The sequence below is a fragment of the Massilia phyllosphaerae genome (assembly GCF_034659755.1).
Classification (GTDB): Bacteria; Pseudomonadota; Gammaproteobacteria; order Burkholderiales; family Burkholderiaceae_D; genus Telluria; species Telluria phyllosphaerae.
On the sequence record NZ_JAXSQX010000002.1, the window covers coordinates 42773 to 67558 of the forward strand.

Below are 24786 nucleotides of genomic sequence, written 5' to 3' on the forward strand. Positions count from 1 at the left end.
CGATACTTACTTTGCCGTCATGGCCCCTTTGATGGCCACGCAGCGCTGGTCTTCCTGCAGCGTGTCGAGCAGGGCGCGGCGGGTGCCGGCCGACAGCGCCGTCATGCCGGTGCTTGCTGCCTGCAGGCGCGCGACACTGGCCGGGGTGCAGGCGGCCGGGATCAGGCTGGGGCCGTAGGAGCGCATGTAGACGGTGCCGGCGGCCTTGTCGAGCTCGGGCAGTTTCGCCAGGCGCTGGGCGGCGCTCTGTTCGGCCAGTGCGCCCTGTTCGGCCGGGTACAGGCTGCCCATCGCCGTGCGCACGCGCGAGAACGGCAGCTTGGTCTGCAGGTCCTGGATCGTGCCCAGCCATTCGCTCTTGACCGCCGGGTCCGGCCGGCTGACAGTGGCGGCGATCGCCGCGGCGGCGCCGGTGTCCGACTTGTCGCGCGCCTGCTCGGCTTCCACCAGCGCCGCGGCGTTCGGGTAGCCGTAGCGGTTCAGGCGGCTGATGATGGCCCAGCGCAGGTCCTGGTTGATGGCCAGGCCGTCGATCGCGGTCTTGCCGTCGAGCAGGGCGGCGAGGCGGTCGAGGCCTTCGCGCGAGCTGACCACGCCGAGGTAGCTGCCGAACCAGCGGCGCTGGAAGTTGTCGTCGCCCTTGGCGGCCACGGCGCCTTTCCAGGTCATGTCTTCGAGCTGGCGCGTGGCTTGCGCGGTGTAGGCGCCGTCGAGGTGCATGCGGTCGAGGTAATGCTTGGACTGCACGACCTTGCCCAGCACGTCGCCCAGTAGCGTGTAGTCCTTCTCGCCCGGCGCATTGGCCAGCGCGGTGGCGATGAAGTCGTTCAGCGGCAGCTTGCCGTCGCGGACGCCATCCCACAGGCTCTGCCACAGCATGGCGCGCAGCAGCGGATCGTCGACGCCCTTGATGTGGGCACGGGCGCTGTCGAACGAGCGCGGGTCCAGCTGCACCTTGACGAAGCCCCAGTCCTCGTAGTTCGGATACACCAGGTCCGGGCAGGCCGCGCCGACCATGCCCGGCACCGCGGTGCTGGCACCCTTGTAGGTGACCGGCACCTTGCGGTCCAGTTTCAGTTGCTCGCCGTCACGGCGGAACGCGGCCACCTGCACGCGCTGCTCGCGCAGGGTCGGGAATTCCTGCGGCGCGCTCTGCTGCAGCGTGAAGCTGCCGATCTTGCCGCCCGTGCAGGTGTAATTCGCGGTAATCGTATTCACGCCCGGCTGGTAAAGCCATTGCTGGGTCCAGCCCTTCATGTCGCGCCCGGCCGCCTGGCCCAGGCTGCCGATGAAGTCGTCCAGCTTCGCGTTCTTGTACTGGTACTTGACCAGGTAGTTGTGCACGCCCTTGCGGAATACATCTTCCCCTAACAGGTGCCGCAGCTGCATCAGCGTCGACGCGCCCTTCGAGTAGGTGATGGCGTCGATGTTGTCGAAGGCATTCTGGGTCGACGGCACCGGCACTTCGATCGGGTGGGTGGTGCTGCGCTGGTCCTGGGCATAGGCTTCCTGCTTGCCGCTGGAGTAAAAGGCGCGCCAGGCATCCTTGAATTCGGTGGCTTCGGCCGTGGCCAGCGTTCCCATGAAGGAAGCGAAGCTTTCGTTCAGCCACAGGCCGTTCCACCATTGCATGGTGACCAGGTCGCCGAACCACTGGTGCGCCATCTCGTGCATGATGACGCCGGCCAGGCGCTGGCGCTGCTCGGCCGTCATCTCGGCCTTGTACATGAAGCCGCGCTCGGCGAAGGTGATGGCACCGGCGTTTTCCATGGCGCCGTACAGGAAGTCCGGCACCAGGATCTGGTCGTACTTCTCGAACTGGTAGGGCACCCCGAAGTACTCGTCGAAGAAGGCCAGGCCGGACTTGGTGTACTTGAACCACTCGGCCGGCTTGATCTGCGATGCGACCGACTGGCGCGCGAACAGGCGCATCGGGTAGGTGCCGCTGCTGTCTTCCCACATCTTGTAGGGACCGGCGTGCATCGAGAAGTTGTACGGGCTGAGCTTCTTGGTTTTGGGGAAGGTCCAGCGCTTGGCGGCGCCGTCGGCCGCGACCTTGGTCTCGCGGGTGGTCGAGATCACGGTCCAGTCGGCCGGGGCCGTCACGTTGATCTGGTAGGTACCTTTCAGGTCGGGCTGGTCGAATGCGGCGAACATCTGGTGCGCCGCGGCCGGCTCGAAGTGCGAATAGGTGTACACGCGGCCGTCGACCGGATCGACCATGCGGTGCAGGCCCTCGCCGTTGGTGCTGTGCGGGCGCTCGTAGGCGACCGTCACCGTGTTGCGGCCCTTTTTCAGGTCTTGCGCAGCCAGCGTGATGAACCAGCCATTGTATTTAGGGGTGACGCTCTTGCCGTTCACGGTCAGCGACTTGACGGTGGCCTTGTCGAGGTCGACGGTGAGGGCCGATGCATTGTCCTTCAGGTCGAACGCCAGGGTCGTGGTGGCGCTGAAGTTTTCCTTGCCGGTCAGCTTGAAGTCCAGCACGTAGTCGACGTTCGAGACGCGTGCCGAACGGGCGGCGGCGTCGAGCTGCGACAGGTAGGCGTTTTCGGCGCGCGGCGCGTTCGCTGCGGCGCTGTCGGCGGCGCCGGCAGGGACGGCGGCGAAGGCCAGCGCAGTGGCGACGGCCAGCGGCAGCAGGCGCAGGCTGAAGGAGGAGCTGAAGGCGGAGGAAGAACGGTTCACGGTGATCCTTGCGGTTCGACGGTTGAAGACCATGGCCGCGGCTTGTGGCCACGGCCAGAACGAATTGCGCAAGAATATCATGACAGCAATATTAAACGTACCGGTTGCGGCGCCGGTACAGGAAATTTTTGCTGAAGGAGGACCCGATGGAGAAGAAAGCGACTCCGGGTTGTATGTATGCCGGAGCCGCTCTCGGGTGCCGCGCTGGACTCAGGCGTTGGCTTGCAGCGCCGGGTAGTCGGTATAGCCTTCGGCGCCCGGGCCGTAGAAGGTTTCCGGACGGGCCGGGTTCAGCGGCGCATCGGCCTGCAGGCGCGCCGGCAGGTCGGGATTGGCGATGAACCACTGGCCGAAGGCCACCGCATCGGCGTCGCCGCTGGCGATCAATTGTTCGGCGCTTTCCTTGCTCAGCTTTTCGTTGGCGATGTAGACGCCGCCGAAGGCTTGCTTGAGTGCCGGGCCGAGGCGGTCGTCGCCGATCGCTTCGCGCGCGCAGATGAAGGCGATGCCGCGCTTGCCGAGTTCGCGCGCCACGTAGCCGAAGGTCTCGAGCGGGGTCGAGTCGCCCATGTCGTGCGCATCGCGGCGCGGCGCCAGGTGCATGCCGACGCGGTCGGCACCCCAGACCTCGATGCAGGCGTCGGTGACTTCGAGCATCAGGCGTGCGCGGTTTTCGATCGAGCCGCCATAGATGTCGTCGCGCTGGTTGGTCTTGTCCTGCAAGAACTGGTCGAGCAGGTAGCCGTTGGCGCCGTGGATTTCGACGCCGTCGAAACCGGCCTTTTTCGCGTTCTCGGCACCCTTGCGGTAGGCGGCGACAACGCCGGCGATTTCCTCCAGCCCCAATGCGCGCGGGGTCTCGTAATCCTTCATCGGACGCACCAGGCTGACGTGGCCGGCCGGCTTGATGGCGGACGGCGCCACCGGCGCCTGACCGTCCAGGAACACCGGGTCCGAGATGCGGCCGACGTGCCACAGCTGCAGCACGATGCGGCCGCCGGCGCGGTGCACGGCCTCGGTGACCAGCTTCCAGCCTTCGACCTGCTCGTCGGACCAGATGCCCGGGGTGTCGGCATAGCCCACGCCCATCGGCGTGACCGAGGTCGCTTCCGACAGGATCAGGCCGGCCGAGGCGCGCTGCTCGTAGTATTGGGCCATCAGGGCATTCGGCACGCGGCCGCCGCCGCCGGCGCGGGCGCGGGTCAGCGGGGCCATGACGATGCGGTTCGGCAGGCGCAGGGCGCCGATCTGGATCGGGTCGAACAATGTGCTCATCGATATTCCTGTATTCGGTATGAATGGCTGGCCATCTTAAGCCAAGCGCGCGATTCCTGCCGGCGGCCGGCCATTTTGCCGGTGCTATACTCGGCGGCCCTCGATGGGACAAAGAAATACAAGCAAGGAAATGGAATGAACTGGATCGTCTTGATCGTCGCCGGCCTGCTGGAAGTGGCCTGGGCCGTGGGCCTGAAGCACACGGCCGGCTTTACCCGGCTGTGGCCCTCGGTGTTCACGCTGGCGACGATGGCCGGCAGCGTCGGCATGCTGGGCCTGGCGCTGCGTACTTTGCCGCTGGGCACGGCCTATGCCGTGTGGACCGGCATCGGCACCGTCGGCACCGCGGTGTTCGGCATGCTGGTGATGGGCGAACCGGCCGGGGCGCTGCGCCTGCTGTCGATCGGCCTGATCGTGGCCGGTATCGTCGGCCTCAAGCTCTTGAGTCCGGCCTGATCCGGCCGGCCTCATTGTCCTCTAGGGCCGCCGAACGCGCGCACATTTGAGCTGTGTCGTTGGTGGCGCTTTCATGCGGGGTGAATATACGGTCTGCTCAGCCGCGCTTGCGGCCCACGACCGGAGATTCGGATGAAGCTGCTCGCTGTGCCGCCCGACGATGTGCCCGCGGAGGATGCTCCCGTCGCACTCTCGGTCGTGGTGCCCCTGCACGACGAGGAAGACAACGTACTGCCGCTGGCAGGCCAGGTGCAGGCGGCGCTGGCTGCGTCGCCGTGGCCATGGCAATTGATCCTGGTCGACGACGGCAGCCGCGACCGCACCGCCGCGCGCATCCGCGAGGCCGTCGCCGCCAGTCCGCAGCAACTGGCAGGCGTGCTCCTGCGGCGCCGCTTCGGCCAGACCGCGGCCATGCAGGCCGGCATCGACGCCGCGCGCGGCAGCGTCGTCGCCACCATGGATGGCGACCTGCAGAACGATCCGCACGACATCCTGCGCATGGTGCGGCGCCTGCTCGACGAAGACCTCGACCTGCTGGTCGGCTGGCGCCGTGCGCGCAAGGACGGCTTCTGGCTGCGCCGGTTGCCGTCGCGGCTGGCCAACGGGCTGATCGGGGCCGTCACCCGGCTGCCGCTGCACGATTACGGCTGTTCCCTCAAGGTGTACCGCGCCGCCGTGCTGCGCGAAGTGCGCCTGTACGGCGAGATGCACCGCTTCATCCCGACCTGGATGGCCACCGTCACCGCGCCCGAGCGCATCCGCGAAGAAGAAGTCAGCCATTTCCCGCGCCTGCACGGCAAATCCAAGTATGGGCTGTCGCGCACCTTCAAGGTGCTGCTCGACCTGCTGGCGGCGGTGTTCTTCGTGCGCTTCCGCGCCAGTCCCGGTCACTTCTTCGGCCGCATCGGCCTGGCCTGCGCCTTTCCCGGCATGCTGGCGCTGACCTGGCTGGCCTGGGCCAAGCTGGTCGAGGGCGAAGCGATCGCGGGGCGCCCGCTGCTGCTATTCGCGCTGCTGCTGGCGGTGATCGGGGTGCAGTTCATCTGCACCGGCATCCTCACCGAAATGCTGGCGCGTACCTATTTCGAAGCCGGCACGGCGCGCACCTACCTGGTGCGCGCTACGCTCGGTACGCCGGGTGCGATCGATGGCGCGGGCGGCCTGGCCCAGCGGGCGGTGCATGGCGGGCAGGATGGACACGGTGGACGGCCGGCAACGGCGGAGGGGACATGAGACCGCCGGCGCAGGACGGTGAGCAGGACCGGTACGCGTCCATGACGGCGGCGCCGGCGCACGATGCCGGCCGCCGGCCTGCCGTGCTGCCGGCCATTTCCGCCGCCCATCTGCTGCCGCTGCTGGCGCTGGCGCTCGCGGTGCTGGCCAGCCTCTTCATCGGGCTGGGCACGGTACCGCTGTTCGACGTCGACGAGGGCGCATTCAGCGAAGCCACGCGCGAGATGCTGGCGCGCGGCGACTACGTGTCGACCTGGCTCAATGGCGCACCACGGTTCGACAAGCCGATCCTGACCTACTGGCTGCAGGCCGCTTCGGTCACGCTGTTCGGCATGGACGAATTCGCGCTGCGCCTGCCGTCCGCGCTGGCGGCGACGGCCTGGATCGCCGCCATCGGCGTCTTCGCGCGCGCCCGTGTCGACGGCGCCGATGGCCCTGGCACCGGCTACGCCGCCGCCTTCATCGCCGCCACCACCGCCGGCGTCAGCGTGATCGGACGCGGTGCCATCGCCGATGCGCTGCTGAACCTGTTCCTGGCGCTGGCCATGTTCGACATCATGCGCTACGCGACGGACGGGCAGGCCGCCCAGCGCCGCCGCGTCTTCCTGTGGATCGGACTGGGACTGCTGACCAAGGGACCGGTGGCGCTGCTGGTGCCGGGCGCCGCCAGCTGCCTCGGCTTTGCGGCGCAGGGGCGCCTTGCCGCATGGTGGCGCGCGCTGCGCGATCCGCTCGGCTGGGCGATCCTGCTGGCGGTGGCGGCACCCTGGTACCTGCTGGAATATGCGCGGCGCGGCGACGCCTTCCTGGCCGGCTTCTTCATGCGCCACAACGTCGAACGCTTCATGGCGCCGCTGCAGGGCCATGGCGGCGGCATCCTGTACTACCTGCCGGCGCTGCTGCTGGTCCTGCTGCCCTGGTGCGGCCTGCTGCTGGCCACCGTGCCCGCCATGTTCCGCGCCACGCTGCCCGCACTGCGCCGGCGGCGCATGGCGTCCGACGATGCCTTCCTGTGGAGCTGGTTCCTGTTCGTGTTCGCGTTCTTTTCGCTGGCCGGCACCAAGCTGCCGCACTACCTGCTGTATGGCGTGACGCCGCTGTTCATCCTGATGGCGCGCGCGCGCCGGGCGCCGCGTCCGGCCTGGCTGGTGCTGACGCCGCCGCTGCTGATGCTGGCCGCGGTGGCGGCACTGCCGTACGCGCTCGAGCGGCTGGTGCCGGGCATCGGCAACGCCTACGTGTGCGAGGCGCTCGGACGGAGCGAGGTGTTCGGCAGCGCCTGGCGCGTTCTTGCCTGGCTGCTGCTGGGCGCCGCATTGGGGCTGGCAGTGTGGCGCGGCGCCGCCTTGTGGCTGCGCCTGGCCGCGACCAGCCTGCTGTGCACAGGCGCGCTCGGGGGCCTGCTGCTGCCCGCGGCCGGCGAACTGCAGCAGGGGCCGGTGAAGGAGGCGGCGCAGCTGGCCCGCCGCGCGGGCTGGGACGTGCAGCGCTGGCGCATCGACGTGCCGAGCTTTTCGGTCTACCGCGCTGCGGTCACGCCGTCGACCTCGGCGCCGCGTGCCGGCCAGGTGATCCTGACCCGCAGCGACGCGCTGCACACGCCCGCGCTGGCGGGTGCGCACATCCTGTACCGCAAGGGCGGCATCGTGCTGCTGCGCGTGCACAACTAGGGCCGGCATGCGCGCACCCCTCCATCCAGCCTGGGTCTGGCTGCCGCCCGCCGCAGCCCTGGCGGCACTGGTCGCGATCGTGGCCAGCGGGAGCAACCGCGCGCTGTTCCTGCTGCTGAACCACGCCGGCAGCATGCTGGGCGAACCGGTCTGGCTGCGGCTGACGATGTTCGGCGACGGCGCCATCGCGCTCGTGCTGGTCTTGCCCAGCATCCGGCGCGCGCCGCACTGTTTCTGGGCGGCGCTGGCGGCGGCGGTCTTCGCCGGACTCTGGACCCAGGTCACCAAGCAGTTCATCGACGTGCCGCGGCCCCTCGCCGTGTTCGGCGCCGGCGAGTTCTTCCACGCCGGCCCGGCTTACCGCCAGGTGTCCTTTCCCTCCGGGCACGCGGCGGCGGCCTTCGCGATTGCCGGTATCGGCATCATGGGCCTGGCCCGGCATACGCTGGTGCGCGCATTGCTGCTGGCGCTGGCGGTGCTGGTGAGCCTGTCGCGCGTCATGATCGGCGTGCACTGGCCGGTCGACATCCTGTGGGGCATGATCGGCGGCTGGGTCGGCGCCTGGTCCGGCCTGGCGCTGCACGGCCGCTGCGGCTGGCGCACGTCCGGCATCGGTGGTCTGCTGGCGGGGCTGCTGTTGCTGGGCATGGCGGGAGGACTGCTGGTCAGCCACCACATGCACATCCCCGCGGTGATGTCGCTGCAGCGGTCGGTTGCCGGGGCCTGCCTGTTGTGGGGGGCTTGGGAAATCGCGGCGATGCTGCCCTGGCGGCGCTGGCGCTGGCCACCGATGCGGCGCGGTCGCGAAGACCCCGCGGAACGCGCCGGTGAGCGCGGCGCCGAGCCTGCCGCCCAAGCGCCGGCCGAGCGCATCGACGAGCACGCGGGCAAGCGCAGCGCCGATGCCGCCAGGCCGGTGGCGATCAACAGGAGTGCCTCGGATGGATAAGGAAGGGTGGTGGCTGGTGGTCGGCTTCGGCGGCCAGGTGTTGTTCATGGCACGTTTCGTGCTGCAGTGGATGATGAGCGAGCGTGAACGGCGCAGCGTGATTCCGGTGTCGTTCTGGTACCTGAGCATCCTGGGGGCGCTGGTGCTGCTGGCCTATGCCTTGCACCGGCACGACCCGGTGTTCGTCGCCGGCCAGGCCCTCGGAGTAGGGATTTACCTGCGCAACCTGCAGCTGATACGGGGTGAGCGGGAACGCTCACGAAATGTCACCTCATCTTGACATTGTTTTACCAAACTCAAGTGCTGGATTGGCGCCTATTTTCATAGACAAATCATAGCTTTAGATGAGTTTTTGGAGTCGTTTTTGACTCACAATAAACCACTGTATAACCCATCGAAAAACAATGACTTACAACTGTATTTCAGTAAGGTTGAGAAGGGTCATTTAACAATTTATGGCAGTCCGTATCATGTTGCCATGACCACGCTTACCGACCGCCCCAACATCGATCTCGCCGCCACCGTCGACCAGGCGCTGGCCATGGCCGACAAGCAGACCGCCGCCCGCTTTCTGGAAGAGAAGGGCGCCGGCCTCGCGCTTATCTGCCGGGTGCTGGCTGAGCCGACACGGCGGCGTCGGGCAGAGCGCGCCGACCTTGCGATGGCGTCGTCGGCCTGATAAATCGCCGCTCCACTAACTCCCACATCAGGAACGCACCAGCCCCGGCAGCAGCCACCGCGCCTACCAGGAAAATCCACGGGCCCCGGTTCAGACCGCCATGCTCGAGCAGCAGCTGGACCACCGGGTAGTGCACGATGTAGATGCCATAGGAGTAGTCGCCCTCGAACAGGCGCACTGGCGGAGTGAACAAGGCAACGGCCAGTACCAGGCAGGCCAGCGCGGCTGGTGCGACGGCGCCGATAGGCAAGACCGTCGCGGCCCCATACGCCGCAATCGCAGCCGGAACGATTTTCTTGATATGTCGCTGGAAGAAGGGAAAGTAGTAGTAGACGGCGGCGCCGGCCATGAAGTAGGACAGCTGCCCCGGCAGCTGGCGGCCCAGTTGCGCATAGACCGGTTGCCCGGTGCGCGCGGCCAGGGCGTTCATCGTGAGCGTGTACCCGATCGACCCCAGGTAGACCAGAGCAAGCATGCGCAGACGGCCCCAGCGCCGGAAGGCATGCGCCAATAGCGGCACCACGGCATAGAACAAGATTTCAATCTTGAGCGTCCACAGCGCGCCGTTCACCGCGGTGCTGTAGCCGTGCTCGAACACGCCTGGCAGGCTCGGCTGGGCCGCATTGAGGAAAAGGAGATTTGCGACGACGTATTCCAGCAAGGCCGGCGAGAAATACTCGGTGGCCGACCTGCTGCTGTCGAAGAAAAGGAGAAGGGCGCAGCCAATCACGACGGCGCAATAGGCGGGGTAGATCCGGCGGCCGCGCCGGAAAAAATAGGTGCGCACGTCCAGCGACTGCTCGTAGCTCATGAAGATGAGGAAGCCGCTGACCACGAAAAAGGCTTTGATGGCCACGGCCGCCGAGAGTACGTGTGCCAGCGGCGCAAATGCCGGTGATTGCGACAGCTCGGCCGCGTGCATGACGCACACGACCAAGGCCAGCCCCAGGCGCAGCAGGTCGAAATTATTGGATTTGATTTGCACTGGCACGACGGTCACTCTCCGGATGAGCGACTGAGGTTATCTTACGGAAAGTGCAATGTCTATATTTCTGCGGTCTGCGTTGCTGATTGATCAGCGTGCTGGCCTGTCGGGGGTGGCGCCGGCAGGGTTTCCGGTGGCGCCGGCCACACATCGACAACCCTGCCGTTCTGGGTGCGCATGATGAGGGCCGAGCCACGCGGCGTCAGGACGTGGATCTCCATCATGGCGCCGCGTTCACGGCGCGGCAGGCTTCGAAGCGCTCGACGACGCGCTCGTATCGCCGCACGAGTCCTGCAACGTCTGCGGCGACGCCGAGAAGATCAGCAGCAGCTTCCGGCATAAGGCCTGGTCCTGCTGGATCAACTTCAATTCCGGCGGGAGCGGGTCGATCACCGGCCGCGGTGCTGGTTGGTACTGGGCTGGCTGCGGGGCAGTGCAGGCTGTCAACGCCAGCGCGCACGCGGCGCTGAGCAGCCTCAAGGTTCGAAGCATATTCCTGTTCCTTTCGTAGAGCGGTGGCGTCCTGCTCGAGCAGGCGAGTGCGGAGTCCCGATTCGATCGCAAGATTGGCGGCGGCCTGGCTGTCGCGCGCTTCCTCGCCGGCCGCAACGGCCGCGGCCTGGCCGGCGGTGTACCGCTCGTCGCCGTAGTGGCGCAGCCCGAACACACCGGCCACCAGCGCAGCCGCGGCCAGGATGCAGGCCAGCAGCAGGCGGTCGAGCGCGCTCACGGCTTCACCTGGTCGTAGAAGGCCAGGTTCCGGACGCGCATGATCGCGATCAGCTTGTTCGCGTACTCGGGGTCCGTCGCATAGCCAGCAGCCTGCAGCGCGCGCGCCCAGCCAGCGCCGTCGATCTGCTTAAAGCAATCCCGGTACCGCGGGTTCTTGAGCAGGAACTGCGCGTGGTCGATCATGCTGGCCAGCCAGCTGTCGTAGCGCCGGAAGGCATCCGGCATCTTGACGATCTGGCCAGCCAGATGCTCGGTAGTCTGGAAGGTGACGGTCGGGCCGGTCCACGACTTGTCCGCCTTGATGCCGAACAGGTTGTTGCCGGGCGCGCGGGCGCCCCAGCTGGATTCGAGCGCGGCTTGGGCCAGGGTGATGGATGCGGGGATACCGGTGCGGCGCTGGCAGTCCTGTGCGAAACCGGCCAGCATGCCGATGAAAGCGCTGGGTGGCATCAGTTTTTCTCCTCGGTTTGCGCCGGCGCCTCGGCCGGCAGGTTCAGTTTCGAATTGACGACGGATTCCAGGCGGAACAGCGCGCGGCTACCCATGTGCGCAGTGATGCCGACGATCGCGTATTTCAGGGATGTGGGGCAGGCAGGGGTAGCGTCACAGATGTTCGCGACGATCACGCCGGTGAAGCCTGAGACGGTCAGCTCGCCGATCAGCTCGGTGATGTTGAAGGGACGGACATGCCCCTCGCGCATCTTGCGCACGAAGCTGGCCAGGCCGCCCCAGAGGGACAGACCAATCAGAAGTGCCCAGCTGACTGCGGCGTCGAGGTCGATCATGCCGGTCGACGGTGGTTTTTCGATCATGGTTTGCTTTCGGTGAAAAATCGTTACAGAACGGTGACCACGCCGTTGATGTCCTTGAACTTCAGCTTGTTGTCCGCCGCGTCGACAAACATGGCCTGCGCCCTGGCGTTGGCGAGCGGTACCGGCTCGAAGAAGCCGATTTGGTTCTTGAACCGGTGCAGGCCGCTTTGGGTCGCATAGTCCAGATGGCCACTGTTCGTATCGGGCGTGAACGTGGCCTTGCCGGCGCCGCGCCCCCAGGAGAGGGTGAGGGGCTTGCCATTGGAAACATTCAGCCCGTTCGAGAAACCGCCTTCGCCGACCGGGTCGGCCGACGTCACCACGTTGACCCACGTGGAGCGGGTAGAGGTGTCGTTGATCGTGCTGATCGTGCTGTTGATGATGGTCGAGTGGCTACCAAAAACGGAAATGGTGTCTGTCGGGCTCACTGCCATGACGCCTTCCAGTAGGCAGCTGCGGGCGGTCAGAATGCGTGCGGCGCGGCCCGCCTCGGTAGCGATAAATTGCGTGTCCTTGACGCTTACGCTGGTGATGCTGTTGGTGTTGATGTCCATCGTCAGCGCCCAGCCGTAGTTCCGTTCGAACCAGCAGCCGTCGATGCTGACGCTGCCGACGCCGGCCTCGATGTTTGTCTGCGAGAAGATGACGGCGCCGGTCGACTGATTGTTCGAAGTGCCGTTGGCCTCGATGTCGCAGTCGCGCAGGCGCATGCCATTGGCGTATTCGGCATAGATGCCGTAGGTCGTGTTGAAGCAGACCGTCGAGTCGCGCAGGGTGATTGCGTTCGGGTAGATGAACTGAGTGTCGTCGTTGCCGTTCGCCGCGCGGGTCGTGTACAGGCCGTAGTTGTTCCCTTGCAGGGACAGGCCTTGGCCGTACCAGACGAGTGAACCCTGGTTGTCGATCGCCCGATCGCAACCGCCGATGTACACGTCGCGCATGTTGAAGCGCGCGCACTTCGTGGCGCGGATGCCGTGGTGCGCCTTTCCGGTGCCGATGATCGTGAAGCTCTCGAAATTGCTGTAGGTTTCCAGGATGTTGTCGTTCGCCGACCAGTCGAACAGCGGATCGGTGCCGGCGCCATACTTCACAAATACGGTGGCGCGCTTGCCGGCGCCCATCACGTTCACGCTGCGCACGGCGTTCCAGTTGCGCTTGATCGTGGTGATGGGATATTTCCCGGGCGGGAAGTAGATTGTGCCGATGTTGTTGTCGTAGGCGTAGTCAAACGCGGCTTGCACGGCGGCGGTCAGATCGATCCTTCCGCCAGCGGTGCGCACATCCGCCTTCTGCGCCGCCGTCATGAAGCGGAACACGCTGACGGTCTCGCTCAGGATGTTGTCCAGCGTGTCCGGCACCGCGGCCGAAGCGTTCAGCGAAAAACCGATCAGCGCGGCGCCGGCGGCCGCCGCCAGCGATGCAATGAAACTCTTCACGGCGCCAGCCAGGCTGAATTCGGCCGAGTTGCGCGCGAACGAGACCTGGCGCCGCCTCGAATCGAGGATCAGCATCGAGTAGGCGCCGTCGAGGTAGACGTTGGCCGGCGTGCCGGCGCGCATGATGTAGCCGTTCTGCGTGCGCAGCGGCTGGGCGGCCGGGATCGTGCCGGCGGCATCCCAGTACACGGTGATGGGCGCGGTCTGCGGGTTCTGGTTCGGCTGGCCGAAATACACGTAGCCGTTGTCGAGCGGCTTGCCGTCGAGGTTCGTGTAAATCTTGAAGGGTTGTTCGACTGGGAGCATGCTGGTCCTTGGTCAGTGCAGCGTTGCGCTGGCCGGGCGCGCCGGCGGCGGGTTGTTTCGGGATGTGGCGCGGCCGCGGGTAAGCGCGATCTCGATGCGCTTTTGCAGCTGGCGGTTCTTGACCTGCTTGGAGAGCACGCGCAGCGTCGACAGCACCGGTACCGGCAGTCCGGTCATGGAGCCGGTGACGCCGGCTTCCGCAAATGCCGCCAGCAGCACGCTGGCCGTGTTCGACGTGTTCACGGCGCCCGGTGGCGTGGTGTAAATGACCTTGGCAAGGTCGTTGAGGTCACGCAGGTGCGCTGCGCCCTGCTTGCCGAATAGGGCTTGCAGGCGGCCGTCAGCGTCCAGGCGCTTGATGGCCTTGTCCAGCTTCGGCACCGACAGGATCACGTTGCCGCGCCCATCGGTCGCGCTATTGGCGAACGCCTGGTCCTTGATCCAGTTCATTGTCTCGCCCTGCAGGTCGCGCCACGCCTGGTCGCCCATGGCGCGCAGTTCGGCCGGGGCTTCCTTGCCATGGGTAAGCGCGCGGCGCACGGCCGACACGTCCTCGCGGCTGGCATTCAGGATGGAATGCTCGAACACGTCGGCGATCGCGACCTTACGGTCAGCCATGCCGCGTTTGTTGCTCAGCAGCGACGCGACGACCCCGCGGTCCTCGTATTTCTTCGCCAGGTTCTCGCGCAGGCGGCGTGCCTGGCGGTACAGCGGGCCGATGGCCGGCTCGGTCGCGCCGTCGATCGCTCCTTTCAGGATGGCCGAGTTGCGGATGTTGGTCGGTTCGAAGTCGGTAGCGTTGCCAATCGCGCGGCGTAACAATTCGGCGTTTTTGACCGTGGTCGGCTGCGCCACCAGGTTGCCGTCGGCGTCTTCCACAGCAGCGCCCAGGCGTACCGCGCGCTTGCGCGCCACGTCCAGCAGCGGTGACACGGCGGCGTCGGGCGCGCTGTCGTTGAGGAAGGCGATGGCGTCATCCAGCGTGACGGGCGCCGCGCCCTCGGCGGATTTCTCGGCCTGCTTGTACGCCACGCGTACGCGGCCCTTGTCGTAATCCAGGCCGGCGCGTAGGCCGCCGTCGACTGAGCGACCGGTGCCGGCGAGGTCGGGCGTCTCCTTGCCGGTCTGGTCGACCAGGTTGTCGAAGTGCTTGAGCACCTGTTCGTTCTGGTCGGAATAGCGTTCTCGCAGCGCGGCGCCACCTTCACCCTTCGCCGTTTCCTGCTCGAAGCGTAGCTGCTGCTGATCGCGCGTGGCCTGGCCCAGCGTCAGGTCCACGCCTACCTTGTCCGCCACCTGGGCGCGCTGGGTGGCCATGTCCGTGCCGGCGGCGCCGACACTGCCGCGGGTGCCTCCTGTGGGCGCAGGGTCAGGGTTACGGGCCAGCGTACGCTGTACACGGTCGGCGATCGCTGGCGACACCTTGCGGATCTGCGACACGACCGGCGCTTCGGGCGAACCCTTCGGCGCCGTCACCACGTCGCGCAGCCGCCCGGTCTTGCCAGCAACTGCAGCGGCATCCGCCGCATCCAGCGCCGGCGCAGTGCCGCGCGCGACCTCGCGAACCGACTTGGCGCCAGCGGCGGCGCCACGGCCGACGGCGGCCAGTTCCGGCATCACCGTCACGGGCAGCGCGGCGGCCAGCGCCTCGCCAGCAGCACCGGTGTATTCCTGGCCGGCTTCCGTGCGCGGCTGGTACGTGAGGGCGCTTGCGCCTTCACTAGCAGCCTGCTCGATCTGGTTCGCACCCTTCGCGGTGCCGAATGTGCCATCCATGATCGCGCCGGCCACGCCTTTGACGGTGCCGCCCAGCATGCCCAGCGTGCCGCCGGTCGCGCCCGTAAGCAGCGACAGTGCGGTCTCGCCAGCCCCGACGGCCTTGTCTTTCAAGGACCGGGTATCCGGCGCGCCGACGTTGCGACCGCCGTCAAGCGGCACGCCCATGCTGCCATCCGGCAGGCGATCGGCTTCGTTCTGAGGCTGTCCATTGCCGAGGCGGGTCTGCAGCACCTGGAAGGCCTGTTCCTTGGTCGCGCCCGGCGGGCCGTCGACACTGTACTTTTTGCCGTCCGGCGAGGTAAATTCGAAGGTCGGCATCAGTGCTCCTTCACGGACCAGCCGGCCGGAATGGCGGGAGCTGCAACCGGGTTCAGCACGGTCGTGGCGCCATGGCTGCCGCCGATTTCGCCACGTAGGTGCTCGCGCACCTTCTGCGGCGCGCGCGACGCAGCATCCATTTCCGCGTACATCTGACTGACCGCTGCTTCGTACGATTTCTGGTCCTGTGCCTCGGACAGCATCTTCTGCGCGTGGTCGAACAAGGCCTGCGTCGGCTTCTGGCCGCGCGACATGGCGCCGGCATATGCGGTCACCAGGCCGTTGTTCGCGGTGGCGAACTTCTTCAGCGCAGGATCGTTGGTCTGCGTGTTGAACATGATCTGTGCCTTGCCGAACGGCAGGAAGCCAGAGCGGGACACATCGCGCCCGGCCGCGATCGCCAGCGGTGCCAGTTCCTTGGCTTCCGAAATGGCGTTCTCGACACGTGCGCTGATCTGCGCACTGGTGCGAATACCTGCGGTCAGGCCCTGATAGTCGGCCAGCTTCGCGGCGATCTGCGAACCGCTCAAGCCTCGTTCCTTTGCCACCTTGGTGATTTCGGCGCGCAGCGCGACCAAGTTGGCGGAGCCTTGGGCGCCGCGGCCGAGGTTCTGCAGCACCGTCTTGTCACCTCCGTCCACGTACTGCTCGGCCATCGAGCGCAGGGTGTCGCTGTCGAGGCTAGCTTCGGTGTCAGCTTTAGCGTCCTGGCGCGCCGCGATGCGATCCTGCACGGCCAGCTGGGTGGCGTTGTTCATGCTGGTGGTGCGGATCTGGGTATCGGCCGACAGGCGCGCGTTCGCATCCGGCGTCGTGTATTTCTTCTGGTCATCCGCCTTGATGCCGGCGTCACGCTGCTGGCCGAACCAGGCGTCGAGCGCTTTGACATCGGTCGGCACCGACTCGCGCAGCGCCGCAGCATCGTCGGCCGACAGCAGGCCGCGCGACTGCAGCGACTTGATGGCGGTGTAGGCCTGCGCTGGCTTGGCGCCCTTACCTTGCAGTGAGCCCAGGGTCTGGCCGACGATGCCGATGGCCTTTTGGGCGTTGTCGGCCTGGCCGCCAGTCACCTTCACGTCGGATTCCGCGGCGGCGCGCTGCTCCTGGCCGATCGACTGCAGGTTGGCCAGCACATCCTTACCGCCAGGCAGAACGCTGGCGATGTGGAGCACCTGGCCATATGCCGCTTTCGGGTCTTTCTCGACCAGGCCGCGCAGCGCTTCCAGGTCCTGCGTCGGCTGGTTGCTGTTCTTCGCCGCGGTGATGCGCTCGTTGATTTGCGACAGGGCCAGGTCGGGCCGGTCCGCGTGCAGCGCCGACGCGATCGTGAAGGTGTCGCGCAGCTCACTTTTCTGCTGCTCGGCCGACATAGCGCCCCACGATTTGGTGATGGCCTCGTACTGGTCGGGATTGCGAAGGGCCAGCGCTGAGAACAGCTGTGCCTGCTGGTCGCGCGGCGCGGTCAGGGCGGCGCTCACGTCGCTCTGGTACTGTTGCTGCCGCTGCATGGCCACCTGCTTCTGCTGGAGCGCCAGATCGCGGGCATCGCGTAGCTGCTGTGCTTCTCGGAAGCCGGCGCCGAGCTGCAGGCCACCTTGGATGTCGCGCAGGAAGTCCTGCTGAGGCACCATCGCCAGGTAGTTGATCGGGTCCATCAGAATGCCCCCGCGATCGTGCTGCCGATTTTCAGCAGGTCACCGAAGCCCTGGCGCGCCACGCTGCCTTGCGCGATCTGGCCGCCGGCCAGTGCCGCCCCCTGCTGCTGGAGCAGTCCAGATACGTTCGATGCGGTGTTCAAGCCAGCCGAGCCGACACCGGCTGCCGAGGCCTGGCCGAGTTGGGTCAGGCCGCCGAGGCGCGAGTACTGCTGGTCGATCAGTGACGACAGCAGGGCTGGCTGGAACTGGCCCAGCGCCGCTTGCACGTTCCCGCCGCGCAGGCCGCCGGTGGCTGAGGCATTCGCCAGGATCGCGTCTTGTCCGGACTGGCTAAGTGCCTGGTACTGCGGCGACGCCTGAATGTTGGCGATAGCCGAACCCTGCGCGCCTGCGCCGTTCACGCCGAGCAGATCCTGTTGGCCGGTCAGTGCGCCGTAGCCGGCATTGACGTACGGCGCCAGGGTCTTGGTGAACTGGTCCAACGCCTGTTGCTGGAACGCGATGCCCTTGTCGGCGCTGGCGGCTTGCGTTTGCGCGCCGCTCTGGATCGCCTCGGCCTGGTCGTGTGCGCCTGTCAGATAGCCGACGGCCTTGCCAATAAAACTCATTGGGATTCCTTCCATTCAATGCGGGTGATGCCGAGGATGTGGACGTCGAGCAGGCGGCCGCCTTTGCGGCAGGCCTGGCGCCGCGCCCCTTCGTCCTTGAAGCCGAGCTTTCGGCAGTAGTTGCGCGCGGTGGACAGCCCTTCGATCACGTAGGCAGTGACGCGCTGGATTTCTGGATTGGCGAAGGCTTGGGCCAGGCACAGGCGGCCCAGGGCGCGGGAATGCGGCAGTGCACGGCGCGTGAGCAGTGCATGCACGTCGACCTCGACGAAGCCGGATTCGATGACCATGAACGCGCCGACTAGCTCGCCGTCGACGCGCGCGCCCAGGTAGTGGACGTGCGGGTGATCGATCGGCGCGGCAGGCCGGTCGTCATGACCCACGCGGGCGATGTACGGATCGAGGAACAGCGGCGCGAGGGCGCCTTGGTCGGAGAGGGGCTGGAGGTCCAGCAGCGGCATGAAATACTCCCGTCAGGGGGTTCATGGCCGCTGGGTGCCTGGGTCTCAGCTATGCCGCAAAATTGGGCAATGCTGCATTATAGAAATATCCTATAGGAAATTGCAAGCAGGATAGATAGTAGCTATCACGAGTACAACACGCCGCCCATCTCGTGCGCTGTAACCATGTTCGCGGTGCCCGCGACAGCGCGCAGGGTATCGCCCGCCTTCAGCGTCGGAATGTCGACGTCGAGGTAGCTGTTGGGGGCAATGCTCTGCGATGGGAAGCAGCAGTTGGACGGGCCGGACGCAGTGGCAGCGGGCGCCGCGTAGAGCGTCACCGGCACAGCGGCGGTCGAGGAAGCGTTCGACAGGCGGATGCGCCCGTTCTTCAACACCGCGGTCGGCTGGGATGCCGCGTCGGGCATGGCGTACAGCACAGCGACAGCGGTGGGCAGCTGGGTCGGCGAGAAAAGTTGCAGGATCGTCAGGGCCATGTTTTACCTCTTTATTTGTAGGGCTTGAAGGTCGTTGAGTTGCCGGCGCAGCGGCTCGGTGTTGACGCTGCGCTGGAGTGCGAGAATCCGGGTTTCGAGTTCGGTGACGCGGTGCCCAAGAGCGACGATCAGCGCTCGATCGCTGCGCGCCGTCTGCATCATGGTCAGCAGCATGTCGAGCAGTGGCCGGAGCGATTCGGCGTTCGACTTGGCGACCGTGGCGATGGTGTACGCCTGGTCGGCTGTGTCCTGCGCCGTGGCGGTGGCTTCTGGCAGCGCCTCGTTCACGTCGCTGGCCATCCTCTCGAATGCGGCGATGGCCTGCGGGTTCGGCAGGAACTGCGCCAGCACGCGGCGGTCGAGTTTAGACATTCAGCGGCTCCAGCTGCGCCTCAAGGCGCGCGAATGCGATGTGGGCGTCGCTGGTCCCGCGGAAGCGCTGGATGCGCCACTGCTCCATCGATCCCTGCCCGAGCCACTTCAGGCGCTTCGTGGTCTGGCCCTGGCGCCCAGCGCGTACCGAGCGCTCCTGGCTCCAAGTTTCGCCGTCGACCGAGTAGGATGTCCAGACAACCGGATCTGCGCCCAGCGGCACGCGGCCGGGCAGGGCCACGAGCTCGAGCTCGTGGAAGATGGCGCCGAATCCGGTGTTGTACACGATGCCGGTACCGAACTCCCAGCCAATCACCTGGCCGTAGTGCGTGGAGATGGTTTCATCGAGCTGGCCCAGGGCGCTCGACGTTGGGTCGCCACACAACCAGCGGCCGTAACACCACACCAGGTTGCGCGCGCGGTACGTGGCGCGGTCGGCCAGGCCGGAATCGAGCGTGAACCACACCGGCTCCTGAACCACGCCAGATGCTGCGGCGTCGTACACGAGGGTCTGGTCGGGCAGGTGCACGTAGAGCAGGGCATGCGTATCGGACAGCCGTGTCTCGAGCACGGCCTCGGCTAGCTGCGCGTCGCTGTAGGAGCGCAGCACCTTGTCGATTTCGCTGGTGGACAGCTTCTGGCTGCTGCCGTTGTTGCCGATCCAGACGGCCGGCGGCTCCGCGCTCTTTTTCGTACGGCCGCCGCCAAGGAACACGATCTGGTCGGCGCCCTCGACCTTGAAGATGGTCGCCGCGTGTGTGCCGACCGCGCCGCGGTTGATCTGCGCGCCCGCAACCCGGGCGAACGGGAAGCCGGCGCCGCCGACGTTCTCCATCATCTCGATGGTGTATCGGTTGACCGCGTAGAACTCGCCGGCGCGGGCCGTCAGGCTGCACTTGATCGGGTCCGGGTCGGCTTCGCTGCTGCCGTAGTGCAGCGGATTGACGGCCGTCGGGTCCTTCAGGTCCGTCGCCACCAGCGATGTGCCGTCCGTGGTCACGAAATACCCGTCGCGCCACATCACGTCCAGCACCAGGCCCAGGTCGGGATCTGTCACCTGCACCGGCGCGCTGCCGGTCGAGTAGTACAGGTAGCCGCCGCCGGCGATCGCCAGACGGTCGAATGAGTAATCGAAGCTGCATTGCCCTTCGCCGGCGACGTAGCCCAGGTCGGCCACACTGCCGTCGGCATTGACCTGCACCAGGCTGTTGCCCATCACGCGGTAGCAGGTATCGTTCCATACGATGCCGCCGCGATCAACGCCAGGGCCAGCGCCCACTTGCGTGATGCCTTCGCCCGGGCGCAGGTAGCCGTTGCTGATCCCCTGCGCACGCGGCACCGGCTGCATGTTGCGCGGGTAGCTGACGCGGAAGTCCGAAGTTTCGCTGGTGTACACACCGGAGAGGATGGGTATTTGCATATCAGTTCGAGGGCTGGATGTTCGATGCCTGGATGGCGATGCAGGAAAACTGCGTGCCGACGGCGTTACCGGCAAAGATGTTGAAGCCGACCAGTGCGCTCAGCAGGGCGATCACGGTGGGTAGCGTCTGCGCCTTACTGCCGTGGATCACGCACCCGGAGTAGTTGCCCTGCGCATCCTGCACCCAGCTTTTCACTTCGAAGGTGACCGGCAGGTTGTCGCTGGGCTTGTAGGCGGTGCACATCACGCCTGGCATGCTGGCGAAGCTACGGGTAAAGGTGATGGTCTGGTCGCCGTTTGCGCCGAGCGTCTGCACGGTCACCGAAGACAGGCGCTCGTGTTTGTGATCGTCTCGCGCGGCGAACTGGCCAGCACCTGGTGCGGCGGCAACCGCTTCCGGCGCCGGGCTGGAATTCGTCAGCAGCGCACGCAGCTGCGTCATCGACGGCATGCCGCCGAAACCGAAGTCGGCCATTTCAGAATCCCTCTCCCGTCATCACCTGCAGCGTGGTGCCGGCCGGCGAGAGCACCGAAATGGCGTTATGCCCGATCTTGCTGACGATGGCCCCCGCGCCTGGCGGCACCGGGTAGTCGGCGGCGGTCGCCTGCGGCGCATTGCCGCCGCCGCTGTCGTACGTCCGGAAATAGCCGATGTTCGCGCCGGTGTTCACCACCCGCATCTGCTTGGCCTGATGGCTGATGGTGGCCGCAGTAGCGGCAGCACCGGCGGCGAGTGCCTGATTCGAGCCGTAATGCGGGAAGAAAGGTTGTTTGATGGTCATGGTTTATCCGATCCGGTACCAGGTGTTTGAAATGCTGTCGAAGCGCAGGCGGAAAAAGCCGTTGGCGGCCAGGTTGGCGGGCGCGCCGGCGACGGCGGCGCCGCTGCCGTTGAAGGTCAGGGCGGCTACGGCCTGCGTGCAGGTGACCAGCACTTCCTGGCCGTGCGCGCGGTCGTCGGCGCCAGGCAGGATGATCGTTCCTGCGGGCGCGGGAATCGACAGGGTGATCAGCGCCCAGGCGCTGCCGCCCGGTGTCTCCGGCAGCACGGCCACGGTGAAGCTGTTGCCGTCTGTGGTCAGGCTATAGATCGTTTCGTCGGGCGCGCCCTCGATTGCTACCAGCACGGCGTCGGCCAGCTGGGCAACGGTTGCCTTGCGCGTGGCGCCGTTCTGTTTCGAGAACACCGCCAGCTCGTCGGCGTCGCCGATGCTGCCGGCCTGGGAAAGTTGGTCGATAGTCGGCATGGTCAGCTCGTGGTGATGGCGTCGCCGCCGCCGGCAACATCCAGCGTGTCGGCAGCACCGGGGAAGAAGGGGCTGCAGCCGCGCCACGGCTTGTTACCGGCGCCGCGCGGCATCGTGTTCGGCATCGGCACCTGGCGCGCGGCGGCTCGCGCGGCTACGCCCAGCAGCCGGTCGAAACCCTGCTTGGCCGACAGCTTCGTCTCGGCCGCCAGCGTCTTGCCACGGCCGGGCGCGAGCTTCACAGCCAGGTTCATGTAGACCGGCTCGACGGCATCGTCCGGAATGCCCGAGGCATCGTCCAGATTCGAGTCGTCCGGGATGGCCGGCAGCAGGTAGCCGAGGTTGATGCCCTTGCTGGCCCACGACGCCATCATGGTGTCGAGGTCCTGCAGGGCGGCTTCCATCAGCTCCGGCGGGATGTCATAGGTGTAACTGGCCAGCCCGATGACGAGGAATGCCTTCTCGACCAGCTGCTGCTTTGTCCACATGATCAGGCCTTCGGAGCCAGCGCGGCTTCGATGCGCTCGAACAGCTTGGCGTCACCGATGCGCGGCGAGAATTCGATACTCAGCTCGGTGGCCTTGGCTTCCAGTTCGGCGCGGGTCGGCGGGGCGGTGTCGTCGGCCGGCGCCGGCGGCGCGACCTCTTCCTTCGGCGCGCGCGCCTCGTCCGTGGTCAGGTGCCAGCCGTCGGCCAGAGCAGCGTCCAGCTCTTCGGCGTCATGCGCGACACGGGTCGCGAAGCGGCCGCCGTGGATCTCCTCGGTGCCGCCGGCCTGGTACACCATGCGCGGGAATTCGTTGCTGTTCATGTGCTGCTCCTCAGTTGGAAAAGTGGGTAATTTTGGTGCGGAAGTCGCGCGGCAGGACGTTGAAGCGCACGGTCAGGTTGATGACCGGCGGGCGCTCGGCATAAGCACTCAGCGCCCAGGCATCGCCCTGCTCTGTGATTGCAACGGCGGCACGGTTGGTAAGGCGGGCGACGAGCGATGCACTATCATCGGCCTCGGCCCACAAGAGGGCTGCGGCGACCGCCATGGGCGGGGATGCGGCGGCAACCGTGATCGTTTGCGCATCCCCTTGCTCGGTCCACGACAGGGCGCCACGGTCGGTCACGACGCTGGCAATGGACGCTGACTCGCCGCCTTCCATCCAAGCGGTAGCCGCGTTGTTCGTCAGCAGGGTAGTGATCGAGGTTGCGTCGCCGGCCTCGGTCCAGGCCAAAGCTGCAGCGGAAGCCTGGGTTGCTGCTGCCCACAACAGGCGGCGTGGTGCAGCGAAAACTTGCCAAGGGTTTCCGGAAACAGTGCGTATCTCTCGCGGCGTAAGGATGCGATCCCAGACCAGCACGAGGTATATATTGCCGTCCAGCTTGCCCCAAAACTGCTGCGTTTCGCGACTGCCGCCAATGCGCATTGGCTGGGCCGACGAAGCCGGAGACGAAACGTTAGCAGTCGCGTATGGTATCCCGTCGACATAGGTAGCGAGCGCACCCCCAGATGTGAGGTCCCATGTTGCGACCGTGGTGTGCGGCTTGCCGTCATTCAGCGGTACCGTTCCGTCCGCTCCGGCCACCTGGGTACCGTTGTCGCTGGCGTCAAACGCCCTGAACTGCAGGTAGCCATTCCCGTTACCCAGCATCAGCAGCCAGCCATTGGCCGACGTCGCGCCGGAAATGGTGGCGGCCAGCACGTGCGAGTAGCCGGGGTTCGGGAAGCCGCCATTGGGCGGCAGCAGCGTCGACTGGTGCAGTACCAGCACAGTGCCCTGTGGACTCTTGCCAATGTTGCCAAGAGTGTCGACGGTGCCGCCGCCATACCCGGTGAAGCGCGTGCTCAGCCCACGCCGCTTGATTTCTGTTGTCAGCGGCGCCGTCGGGTTGGATACGCCTCGAGCTGCCCGCGCTCCACTTCCCGGATTGCTCTTCGCGAACGTCAGGCCGCGCGAGATCCGGTTCCCGGCGTCGACTGGGGCCGAAGGTGGCGGTTGCTGGGTGTAGCGCGCAGGCAGCGAGAGAGTGGGCATGGGTGCCTCAGGTCAGATCGCCAGAGACATCGAGCGAATAGACGTCGTTCCCGCTCGTGGAGAACGCAGCGCCGCTGTCGTTTTTCAAGATCAGCCTTGTCGCGAACGGCAGCACCCCGCCGTTTGGCACCGAGAGTGGAAACACGCCGCGCTGCTGGGCGCCGCTGCTATTCAAGGGCAGGGTGCCGACGTAGACGAGGTTCGCCTCATCTGTGGTCGTGGTGCCGCTTGCAGGTCCGCTGCTGAAGGCTGCGCCATCGAGAGACACCTGCGCAAAAAGTACCGCCTGCTTGTTTCCGGCTACAGCACCGGGGGTTACGGTCAACTCGATCAGGCATTCCAGCGGTGTCTTGCTAGCGTTATTGTGCGTGATCGTACCCAGCGCGACGTACGCGCCACTCGCTAGGCTATTGATTGCATTCCCAGCCCCGGTAAGTTGGGTCCGCGTGCCCTGTGCCAGTTTTGCAGTAGTCATGATCAGCCGATCGCAATCAGGCAGGGCAGGATCGAGTTCACCTGGTACTGGATATCAGCGTCAGTCGCCGTTGCCGGACTGCCCGAGATCGAGGGGTTGCGCAACACCTGCATGGCCAGCTGGCGCGGCGTGATATTCGCGCGGTCCTGCAGCACGCGAGTGGCCCAATCGGTGCGCGCTTGGTGGTCTTTCACCGCCGGATCTTCATCCGCGACATTTTGCGCAGCGCACCACATGGCGACCTGACAGCGGCCCTGGAAGGTGGCATCGATGGCGGCGGAGTAGATTTCGGAATAGCTCATGTCGTGTCCTTACGGGTTGCCACCGGTGATCGACCAGCTGGTCACCTGCACCTGCAGGCCGGCCGTGATCGTGGTGGTGTTGAGGGTCATTTCCTGGCCGACGTCACCATCTTCGACGAAAGTACCGTCGCTTTTGGTGATGCGGAACCAGGTCGCGGTGCCGCTGGCCGAAGCATTGACGGCTGCCGGCAGGGTGGGCGATTGCACAGCGTTGCTCGGCGCAGGTGCGAACGGGCTGCCGAGCGTGAACTCGGCCAGCAGCGTGGTCGCGGCGCCGCCGGTGGCAGGGCGCGCGCCGTTGTAGATGCGCAGCTTGCCGGCGCTGCCGACGGTACTTGCGCGGGCCGCCAAGCGCGCATTGCGCAGCTCGGTCGATGATCCGATAGTCATGCTGACTCCCTATGAAGAAAAAGGCCCGCATGTGG

At 66.3% G+C, this 24786-nt stretch carries 29 protein-coding genes; 6 read left to right on the plus strand and 23 right to left on the minus strand.

The annotated features are described in order from the left end of the window. Positions 1-6: 6 nt before the first annotated feature. Positions 7-2688, minus strand: a complete 2682-nt coding sequence (pepN, locus tag U1H99_RS08310) for an aminopeptidase N (RefSeq protein ID WP_323141264.1) — start codon at positions 2686-2688, stop codon at positions 7-9. A gap of 210 nt (positions 2689-2898) precedes the next feature. Further along, positions 2899-3963, minus strand: a complete 1065-nt coding sequence (locus U1H99_RS08315) for an alkene reductase (protein ID WP_323141265.1) — start codon at positions 3961-3963, stop codon at positions 2899-2901. Positions 3964-4098: 135 nt separating this feature from the next. On the opposite strand from U1H99_RS08315, the gene sugE reads away from it, so the two are divergent. The 6 genes from sugE (at position 4099) to U1H99_RS08345 (ending at position 8950) form a co-directional block, all read left to right on the plus strand. Then, positions 4099-4419 carry a quaternary ammonium compound efflux SMR transporter SugE gene (sugE, locus tag U1H99_RS08320; RefSeq protein ID WP_323141266.1) on the plus strand — a complete coding sequence of 107 codons (321 nt, stop codon included), beginning with the start codon at positions 4099-4101 and terminating at the stop codon, positions 4417-4419. A gap of 132 nt (positions 4420-4551) precedes the next feature. Continuing rightward, the gene (locus U1H99_RS08325) at positions 4552-5652 is read left to right on the plus strand and encodes a glycosyltransferase family 2 protein (RefSeq protein ID WP_323141267.1); all 1101 of its coding nucleotides are present in this window, start codon (positions 4552-4554) and stop codon (positions 5650-5652) included. Beyond that, positions 5649-7322 (plus strand): glycosyltransferase family 39 protein, encoded by a 1674-nt coding sequence (locus U1H99_RS08330; RefSeq protein WP_323141268.1) that lies wholly within the window; start codon positions 5649-5651, stop codon positions 7320-7322. The genes U1H99_RS08325 and U1H99_RS08330 overlap by 4 nt, the downstream gene beginning before the upstream one ends. Positions 7323-7329: 7 nt before the next feature. After that, positions 7330-8271: a phosphatase PAP2 family protein gene (locus tag U1H99_RS08335; RefSeq protein WP_323141269.1), complete on the plus strand. Its 942-nt coding sequence runs from the start codon at positions 7330-7332 to the stop codon at positions 8269-8271. Beyond that, positions 8264-8551: a lipid-A-disaccharide synthase N-terminal domain-containing protein gene (locus U1H99_RS08340; RefSeq protein ID WP_323141270.1), complete on the plus strand. Its 288-nt coding sequence runs from the start codon at positions 8264-8266 to the stop codon at positions 8549-8551. Before U1H99_RS08335 ends, U1H99_RS08340 begins: the two co-directional genes overlap by 8 nt. A gap of 198 nt (positions 8552-8749) precedes the next feature. After that, on the plus strand, positions 8750-8950 hold the full coding sequence (locus U1H99_RS08345; RefSeq protein WP_323141271.1) for a hypothetical protein: 201 nt from the start codon (positions 8750-8752) through the stop codon (positions 8948-8950). On the opposite strand, the gene U1H99_RS08350 is transcribed toward U1H99_RS08345, so the two are convergent. The 21 genes from U1H99_RS08350 to U1H99_RS08450 form a co-directional block, all read right to left on the minus strand. Next, positions 8871-9950, minus strand: a complete 1080-nt coding sequence (locus U1H99_RS08350; protein WP_323141272.1) for an acyltransferase family protein — start codon at positions 9948-9950, stop codon at positions 8871-8873. The genes U1H99_RS08345 and U1H99_RS08350 overlap by 80 nt on opposite strands. Positions 9951-10155: 205 nt before the next feature. Beyond that, the gene (locus U1H99_RS08355) at positions 10156-10665 is read right to left on the minus strand and encodes a hypothetical protein (protein WP_323141273.1); all 510 of its coding nucleotides are present in this window, start codon (positions 10663-10665) and stop codon (positions 10156-10158) included. Next, entirely contained in the window at positions 10662-11117 is a 456-nt protein-coding gene (locus U1H99_RS08360) for a glycoside hydrolase family 73 protein (RefSeq protein ID WP_323141274.1), read from the minus strand. Before U1H99_RS08360 ends, U1H99_RS08355 begins: the two co-directional genes overlap by 4 nt. Further along, the gene (locus U1H99_RS08365) at positions 11117-11479 is read right to left on the minus strand and encodes a phage holin family protein (protein ID WP_323141275.1); all 363 of its coding nucleotides are present in this window, start codon (positions 11477-11479) and stop codon (positions 11117-11119) included. The genes U1H99_RS08360 and U1H99_RS08365 overlap by 1 nt, the downstream gene beginning before the upstream one ends. A gap of 23 nt (positions 11480-11502) precedes the next feature. Further along, positions 11503-13221: a pectate lyase family protein gene (locus tag U1H99_RS08370; protein WP_323141276.1), complete on the minus strand. Its 1719-nt coding sequence runs from the start codon at positions 13219-13221 to the stop codon at positions 11503-11505. 12 nt (positions 13222-13233) lie between these two features. Then, on the minus strand, positions 13234-15318 hold the full coding sequence (locus tag U1H99_RS08375) for a hypothetical protein (RefSeq protein WP_323141277.1): 2085 nt from the start codon (positions 15316-15318) through the stop codon (positions 13234-13236). After that, complete coding sequence (locus U1H99_RS08380) at positions 15318-16973, minus strand: hypothetical protein (RefSeq protein WP_323141278.1); 1656 nt, start codon at positions 16971-16973, stop codon at positions 15318-15320. The genes U1H99_RS08375 and U1H99_RS08380 overlap by 1 nt, the downstream gene beginning before the upstream one ends. Next, the gene (locus U1H99_RS08385; RefSeq protein ID WP_323141279.1) at positions 16973-17584 is read right to left on the minus strand and encodes a P22-gp17 family phage DNA ejection protein; all 612 of its coding nucleotides are present in this window, start codon (positions 17582-17584) and stop codon (positions 16973-16975) included. The genes U1H99_RS08380 and U1H99_RS08385 overlap by 1 nt, the downstream gene beginning before the upstream one ends. Beyond that, complete coding sequence (locus U1H99_RS08390) at positions 17581-18045, minus strand: GNAT family N-acetyltransferase (protein ID WP_323141280.1); 465 nt, start codon at positions 18043-18045, stop codon at positions 17581-17583. The genes U1H99_RS08385 and U1H99_RS08390 overlap by 4 nt, the downstream gene beginning before the upstream one ends. Before the next feature lie 125 nt (positions 18046-18170). Then, complete coding sequence (locus tag U1H99_RS08395) at positions 18171-18521, minus strand: hypothetical protein (protein ID WP_323141281.1); 351 nt, start codon at positions 18519-18521, stop codon at positions 18171-18173. Positions 18522-18524: 3 nt separating this feature from the next. Next, positions 18525-18893 carry a hypothetical protein gene (locus U1H99_RS08400; RefSeq protein WP_323141282.1) on the minus strand — a complete coding sequence of 123 codons (369 nt, stop codon included), beginning with the start codon at positions 18891-18893 and terminating at the stop codon, positions 18525-18527. Beyond that, positions 18886-20313, minus strand: a complete 1428-nt coding sequence (locus U1H99_RS08405) for a packaged DNA stabilization protein (protein WP_323141283.1) — start codon at positions 20311-20313, stop codon at positions 18886-18888. Before U1H99_RS08405 ends, U1H99_RS08400 begins: the two co-directional genes overlap by 8 nt. 1 nt (position 20314) lies before the next feature. After that, positions 20315-20788, minus strand: coding sequence for a hypothetical protein (locus U1H99_RS08410; protein ID WP_323141284.1), 474 nt, complete (start codon positions 20786-20788; stop codon positions 20315-20317). 1 nt (position 20789) lies between these two features. Further along, positions 20790-21095 carry a hypothetical protein gene (locus U1H99_RS08415; RefSeq protein ID WP_323141285.1) on the minus strand — a complete coding sequence of 102 codons (306 nt, stop codon included), beginning with the start codon at positions 21093-21095 and terminating at the stop codon, positions 20790-20792. A 3-nt stretch (positions 21096-21098) separates the two neighbouring features. Next, on the minus strand, positions 21099-21560 hold the full coding sequence (locus U1H99_RS08420) for a hypothetical protein (protein ID WP_323141286.1): 462 nt from the start codon (positions 21558-21560) through the stop codon (positions 21099-21101). A gap of 2 nt (positions 21561-21562) precedes the next feature. Further along, the gene (locus U1H99_RS08425; RefSeq protein ID WP_323141287.1) at positions 21563-22048 is read right to left on the minus strand and encodes a packaged DNA stabilization gp4 family protein; all 486 of its coding nucleotides are present in this window, start codon (positions 22046-22048) and stop codon (positions 21563-21565) included. Between the two features lie 2 nt (positions 22049-22050). Then, positions 22051-22371, minus strand: coding sequence for a hypothetical protein (locus U1H99_RS08430; protein WP_323141288.1), 321 nt, complete (start codon positions 22369-22371; stop codon positions 22051-22053). A gap of 10 nt (positions 22372-22381) precedes the next feature. Continuing rightward, on the minus strand, positions 22382-23584 hold the full coding sequence (locus U1H99_RS08435; protein WP_323141289.1) for a LamG-like jellyroll fold domain-containing protein: 1203 nt from the start codon (positions 23582-23584) through the stop codon (positions 22382-22384). A 7-nt stretch (positions 23585-23591) separates the two neighbouring features. Next, positions 23592-24059, minus strand: a complete 468-nt coding sequence (locus U1H99_RS08440) for a hypothetical protein (protein ID WP_323141290.1) — start codon at positions 24057-24059, stop codon at positions 23592-23594. Positions 24060-24061: 2 nt separating this feature from the next. Further along, on the minus strand, positions 24062-24361 hold the full coding sequence (locus U1H99_RS08445; RefSeq protein WP_323141291.1) for a hypothetical protein: 300 nt from the start codon (positions 24359-24361) through the stop codon (positions 24062-24064). Positions 24362-24370: 9 nt separating this feature from the next. Then, entirely contained in the window at positions 24371-24751 is a 381-nt protein-coding gene (locus tag U1H99_RS08450) for a hypothetical protein (protein ID WP_323141292.1), read from the minus strand. Between the last annotated feature and the right edge of the window lie 35 nt (positions 24752-24786).

What these genes read in the sequence shown, in the direction of transcription:
- U1H99_RS08420 (WP_323141286.1), bottom strand. Translation starts at nt 21,560, where the DNA reads ATGCCGACTATCGACCAACTTTCCCAGGCCGGCAGCATCGGCGACGCC.
- U1H99_RS08450 (WP_323141292.1), bottom strand. Translation starts at nt 24,751, where the DNA reads ATGACTATCGGATCATCGACCGAGCTGCGCAATGCGCGCTTGGCGGCC.
- U1H99_RS08410 (WP_323141284.1), bottom strand. Translation starts at nt 20,788, where the DNA reads ATGGCCGACTTCGGTTTCGGCGGCATGCCGTCGATGACGCAGCTGCGT.
- U1H99_RS08340 (WP_323141270.1), top strand. Translation starts at nt 8,264, where the DNA reads ATGGATAAGGAAGGGTGGTGGCTGGTGGTCGGCTTCGGCGGCCAGGTG.
- U1H99_RS08440 (WP_323141290.1), bottom strand. Translation starts at nt 24,059, where the DNA reads ATGACTACTGCAAAACTGGCACAGGGCACGCGGACCCAACTTACCGGG.
- U1H99_RS08345 (WP_323141271.1), top strand. Translation starts at nt 8,750, where the DNA reads ATGACCACGCTTACCGACCGCCCCAACATCGATCTCGCCGCCACCGTC.
- U1H99_RS08395 (WP_323141281.1), bottom strand. Translation starts at nt 18,521, where the DNA reads ATGGCCCTGACGATCCTGCAACTTTTCTCGCCGACCCAGCTGCCCACC.
- U1H99_RS08425 (WP_323141287.1), bottom strand. Translation starts at nt 22,048, where the DNA reads ATGTGGACAAAGCAGCAGCTGGTCGAGAAGGCATTCCTCGTCATCGGG.
- U1H99_RS08400 (WP_323141282.1), bottom strand. Translation starts at nt 18,893, where the DNA reads ATGTCTAAACTCGACCGCCGCGTGCTGGCGCAGTTCCTGCCGAACCCG.
- U1H99_RS08370 (WP_323141276.1), bottom strand. Translation starts at nt 13,221, where the DNA reads ATGCTCCCAGTCGAACAACCCTTCAAGATTTACACGAACCTCGACGGC.
- U1H99_RS08430 (WP_323141288.1), bottom strand. Translation starts at nt 22,371, where the DNA reads ATGAACAGCAACGAATTCCCGCGCATGGTGTACCAGGCCGGCGGCACC.
- U1H99_RS08325 (WP_323141267.1), top strand. Translation starts at nt 4,552, where the DNA reads ATGAAGCTGCTCGCTGTGCCGCCCGACGATGTGCCCGCGGAGGATGCT.
- U1H99_RS08405 (WP_323141283.1), bottom strand. Translation starts at nt 20,313, where the DNA reads ATGCAAATACCCATCCTCTCCGGTGTGTACACCAGCGAAACTTCGGAC.
- U1H99_RS08415 (WP_323141285.1), bottom strand. Translation starts at nt 21,095, where the DNA reads ATGACCATCAAACAACCTTTCTTCCCGCATTACGGCTCGAATCAGGCA.
- U1H99_RS08445 (WP_323141291.1), bottom strand. Translation starts at nt 24,361, where the DNA reads ATGAGCTATTCCGAAATCTACTCCGCCGCCATCGATGCCACCTTCCAG.
- U1H99_RS08435 (WP_323141289.1), bottom strand. Translation starts at nt 23,584, where the DNA reads ATGCCCACTCTCTCGCTGCCTGCGCGCTACACCCAGCAACCGCCACCT.
- U1H99_RS08385 (WP_323141279.1), bottom strand. Translation starts at nt 17,584, where the DNA reads ATGAGTTTTATTGGCAAGGCCGTCGGCTATCTGACAGGCGCACACGAC.
- U1H99_RS08330 (WP_323141268.1), top strand. Translation starts at nt 5,649, where the DNA reads ATGAGACCGCCGGCGCAGGACGGTGAGCAGGACCGGTACGCGTCCATG.
- U1H99_RS08335 (WP_323141269.1), top strand. Translation starts at nt 7,330, where the DNA reads ATGCGCGCACCCCTCCATCCAGCCTGGGTCTGGCTGCCGCCCGCCGCA.
- U1H99_RS08315 (WP_323141265.1), bottom strand. Translation starts at nt 3,963, where the DNA reads ATGAGCACATTGTTCGACCCGATCCAGATCGGCGCCCTGCGCCTGCCG.
- U1H99_RS08390 (WP_323141280.1), bottom strand. Translation starts at nt 18,045, where the DNA reads ATGCCGCTGCTGGACCTCCAGCCCCTCTCCGACCAAGGCGCCCTCGCG.
- U1H99_RS08380 (WP_323141278.1), bottom strand. Translation starts at nt 16,973, where the DNA reads ATGGACCCGATCAACTACCTGGCGATGGTGCCTCAGCAGGACTTCCTG.
- sugE (WP_323141266.1), top strand. Translation starts at nt 4,099, where the DNA reads ATGAACTGGATCGTCTTGATCGTCGCCGGCCTGCTGGAAGTGGCCTGG.
- U1H99_RS08375 (WP_323141277.1), bottom strand. Translation starts at nt 15,318, where the DNA reads ATGCCGACCTTCGAATTTACCTCGCCGGACGGCAAAAAGTACAGTGTC.
- U1H99_RS08365 (WP_323141275.1), bottom strand. Translation starts at nt 11,479, where the DNA reads ATGATCGAAAAACCACCGTCGACCGGCATGATCGACCTCGACGCCGCA.
- U1H99_RS08360 (WP_323141274.1), bottom strand. Translation starts at nt 11,117, where the DNA reads ATGCCACCCAGCGCTTTCATCGGCATGCTGGCCGGTTTCGCACAGGAC.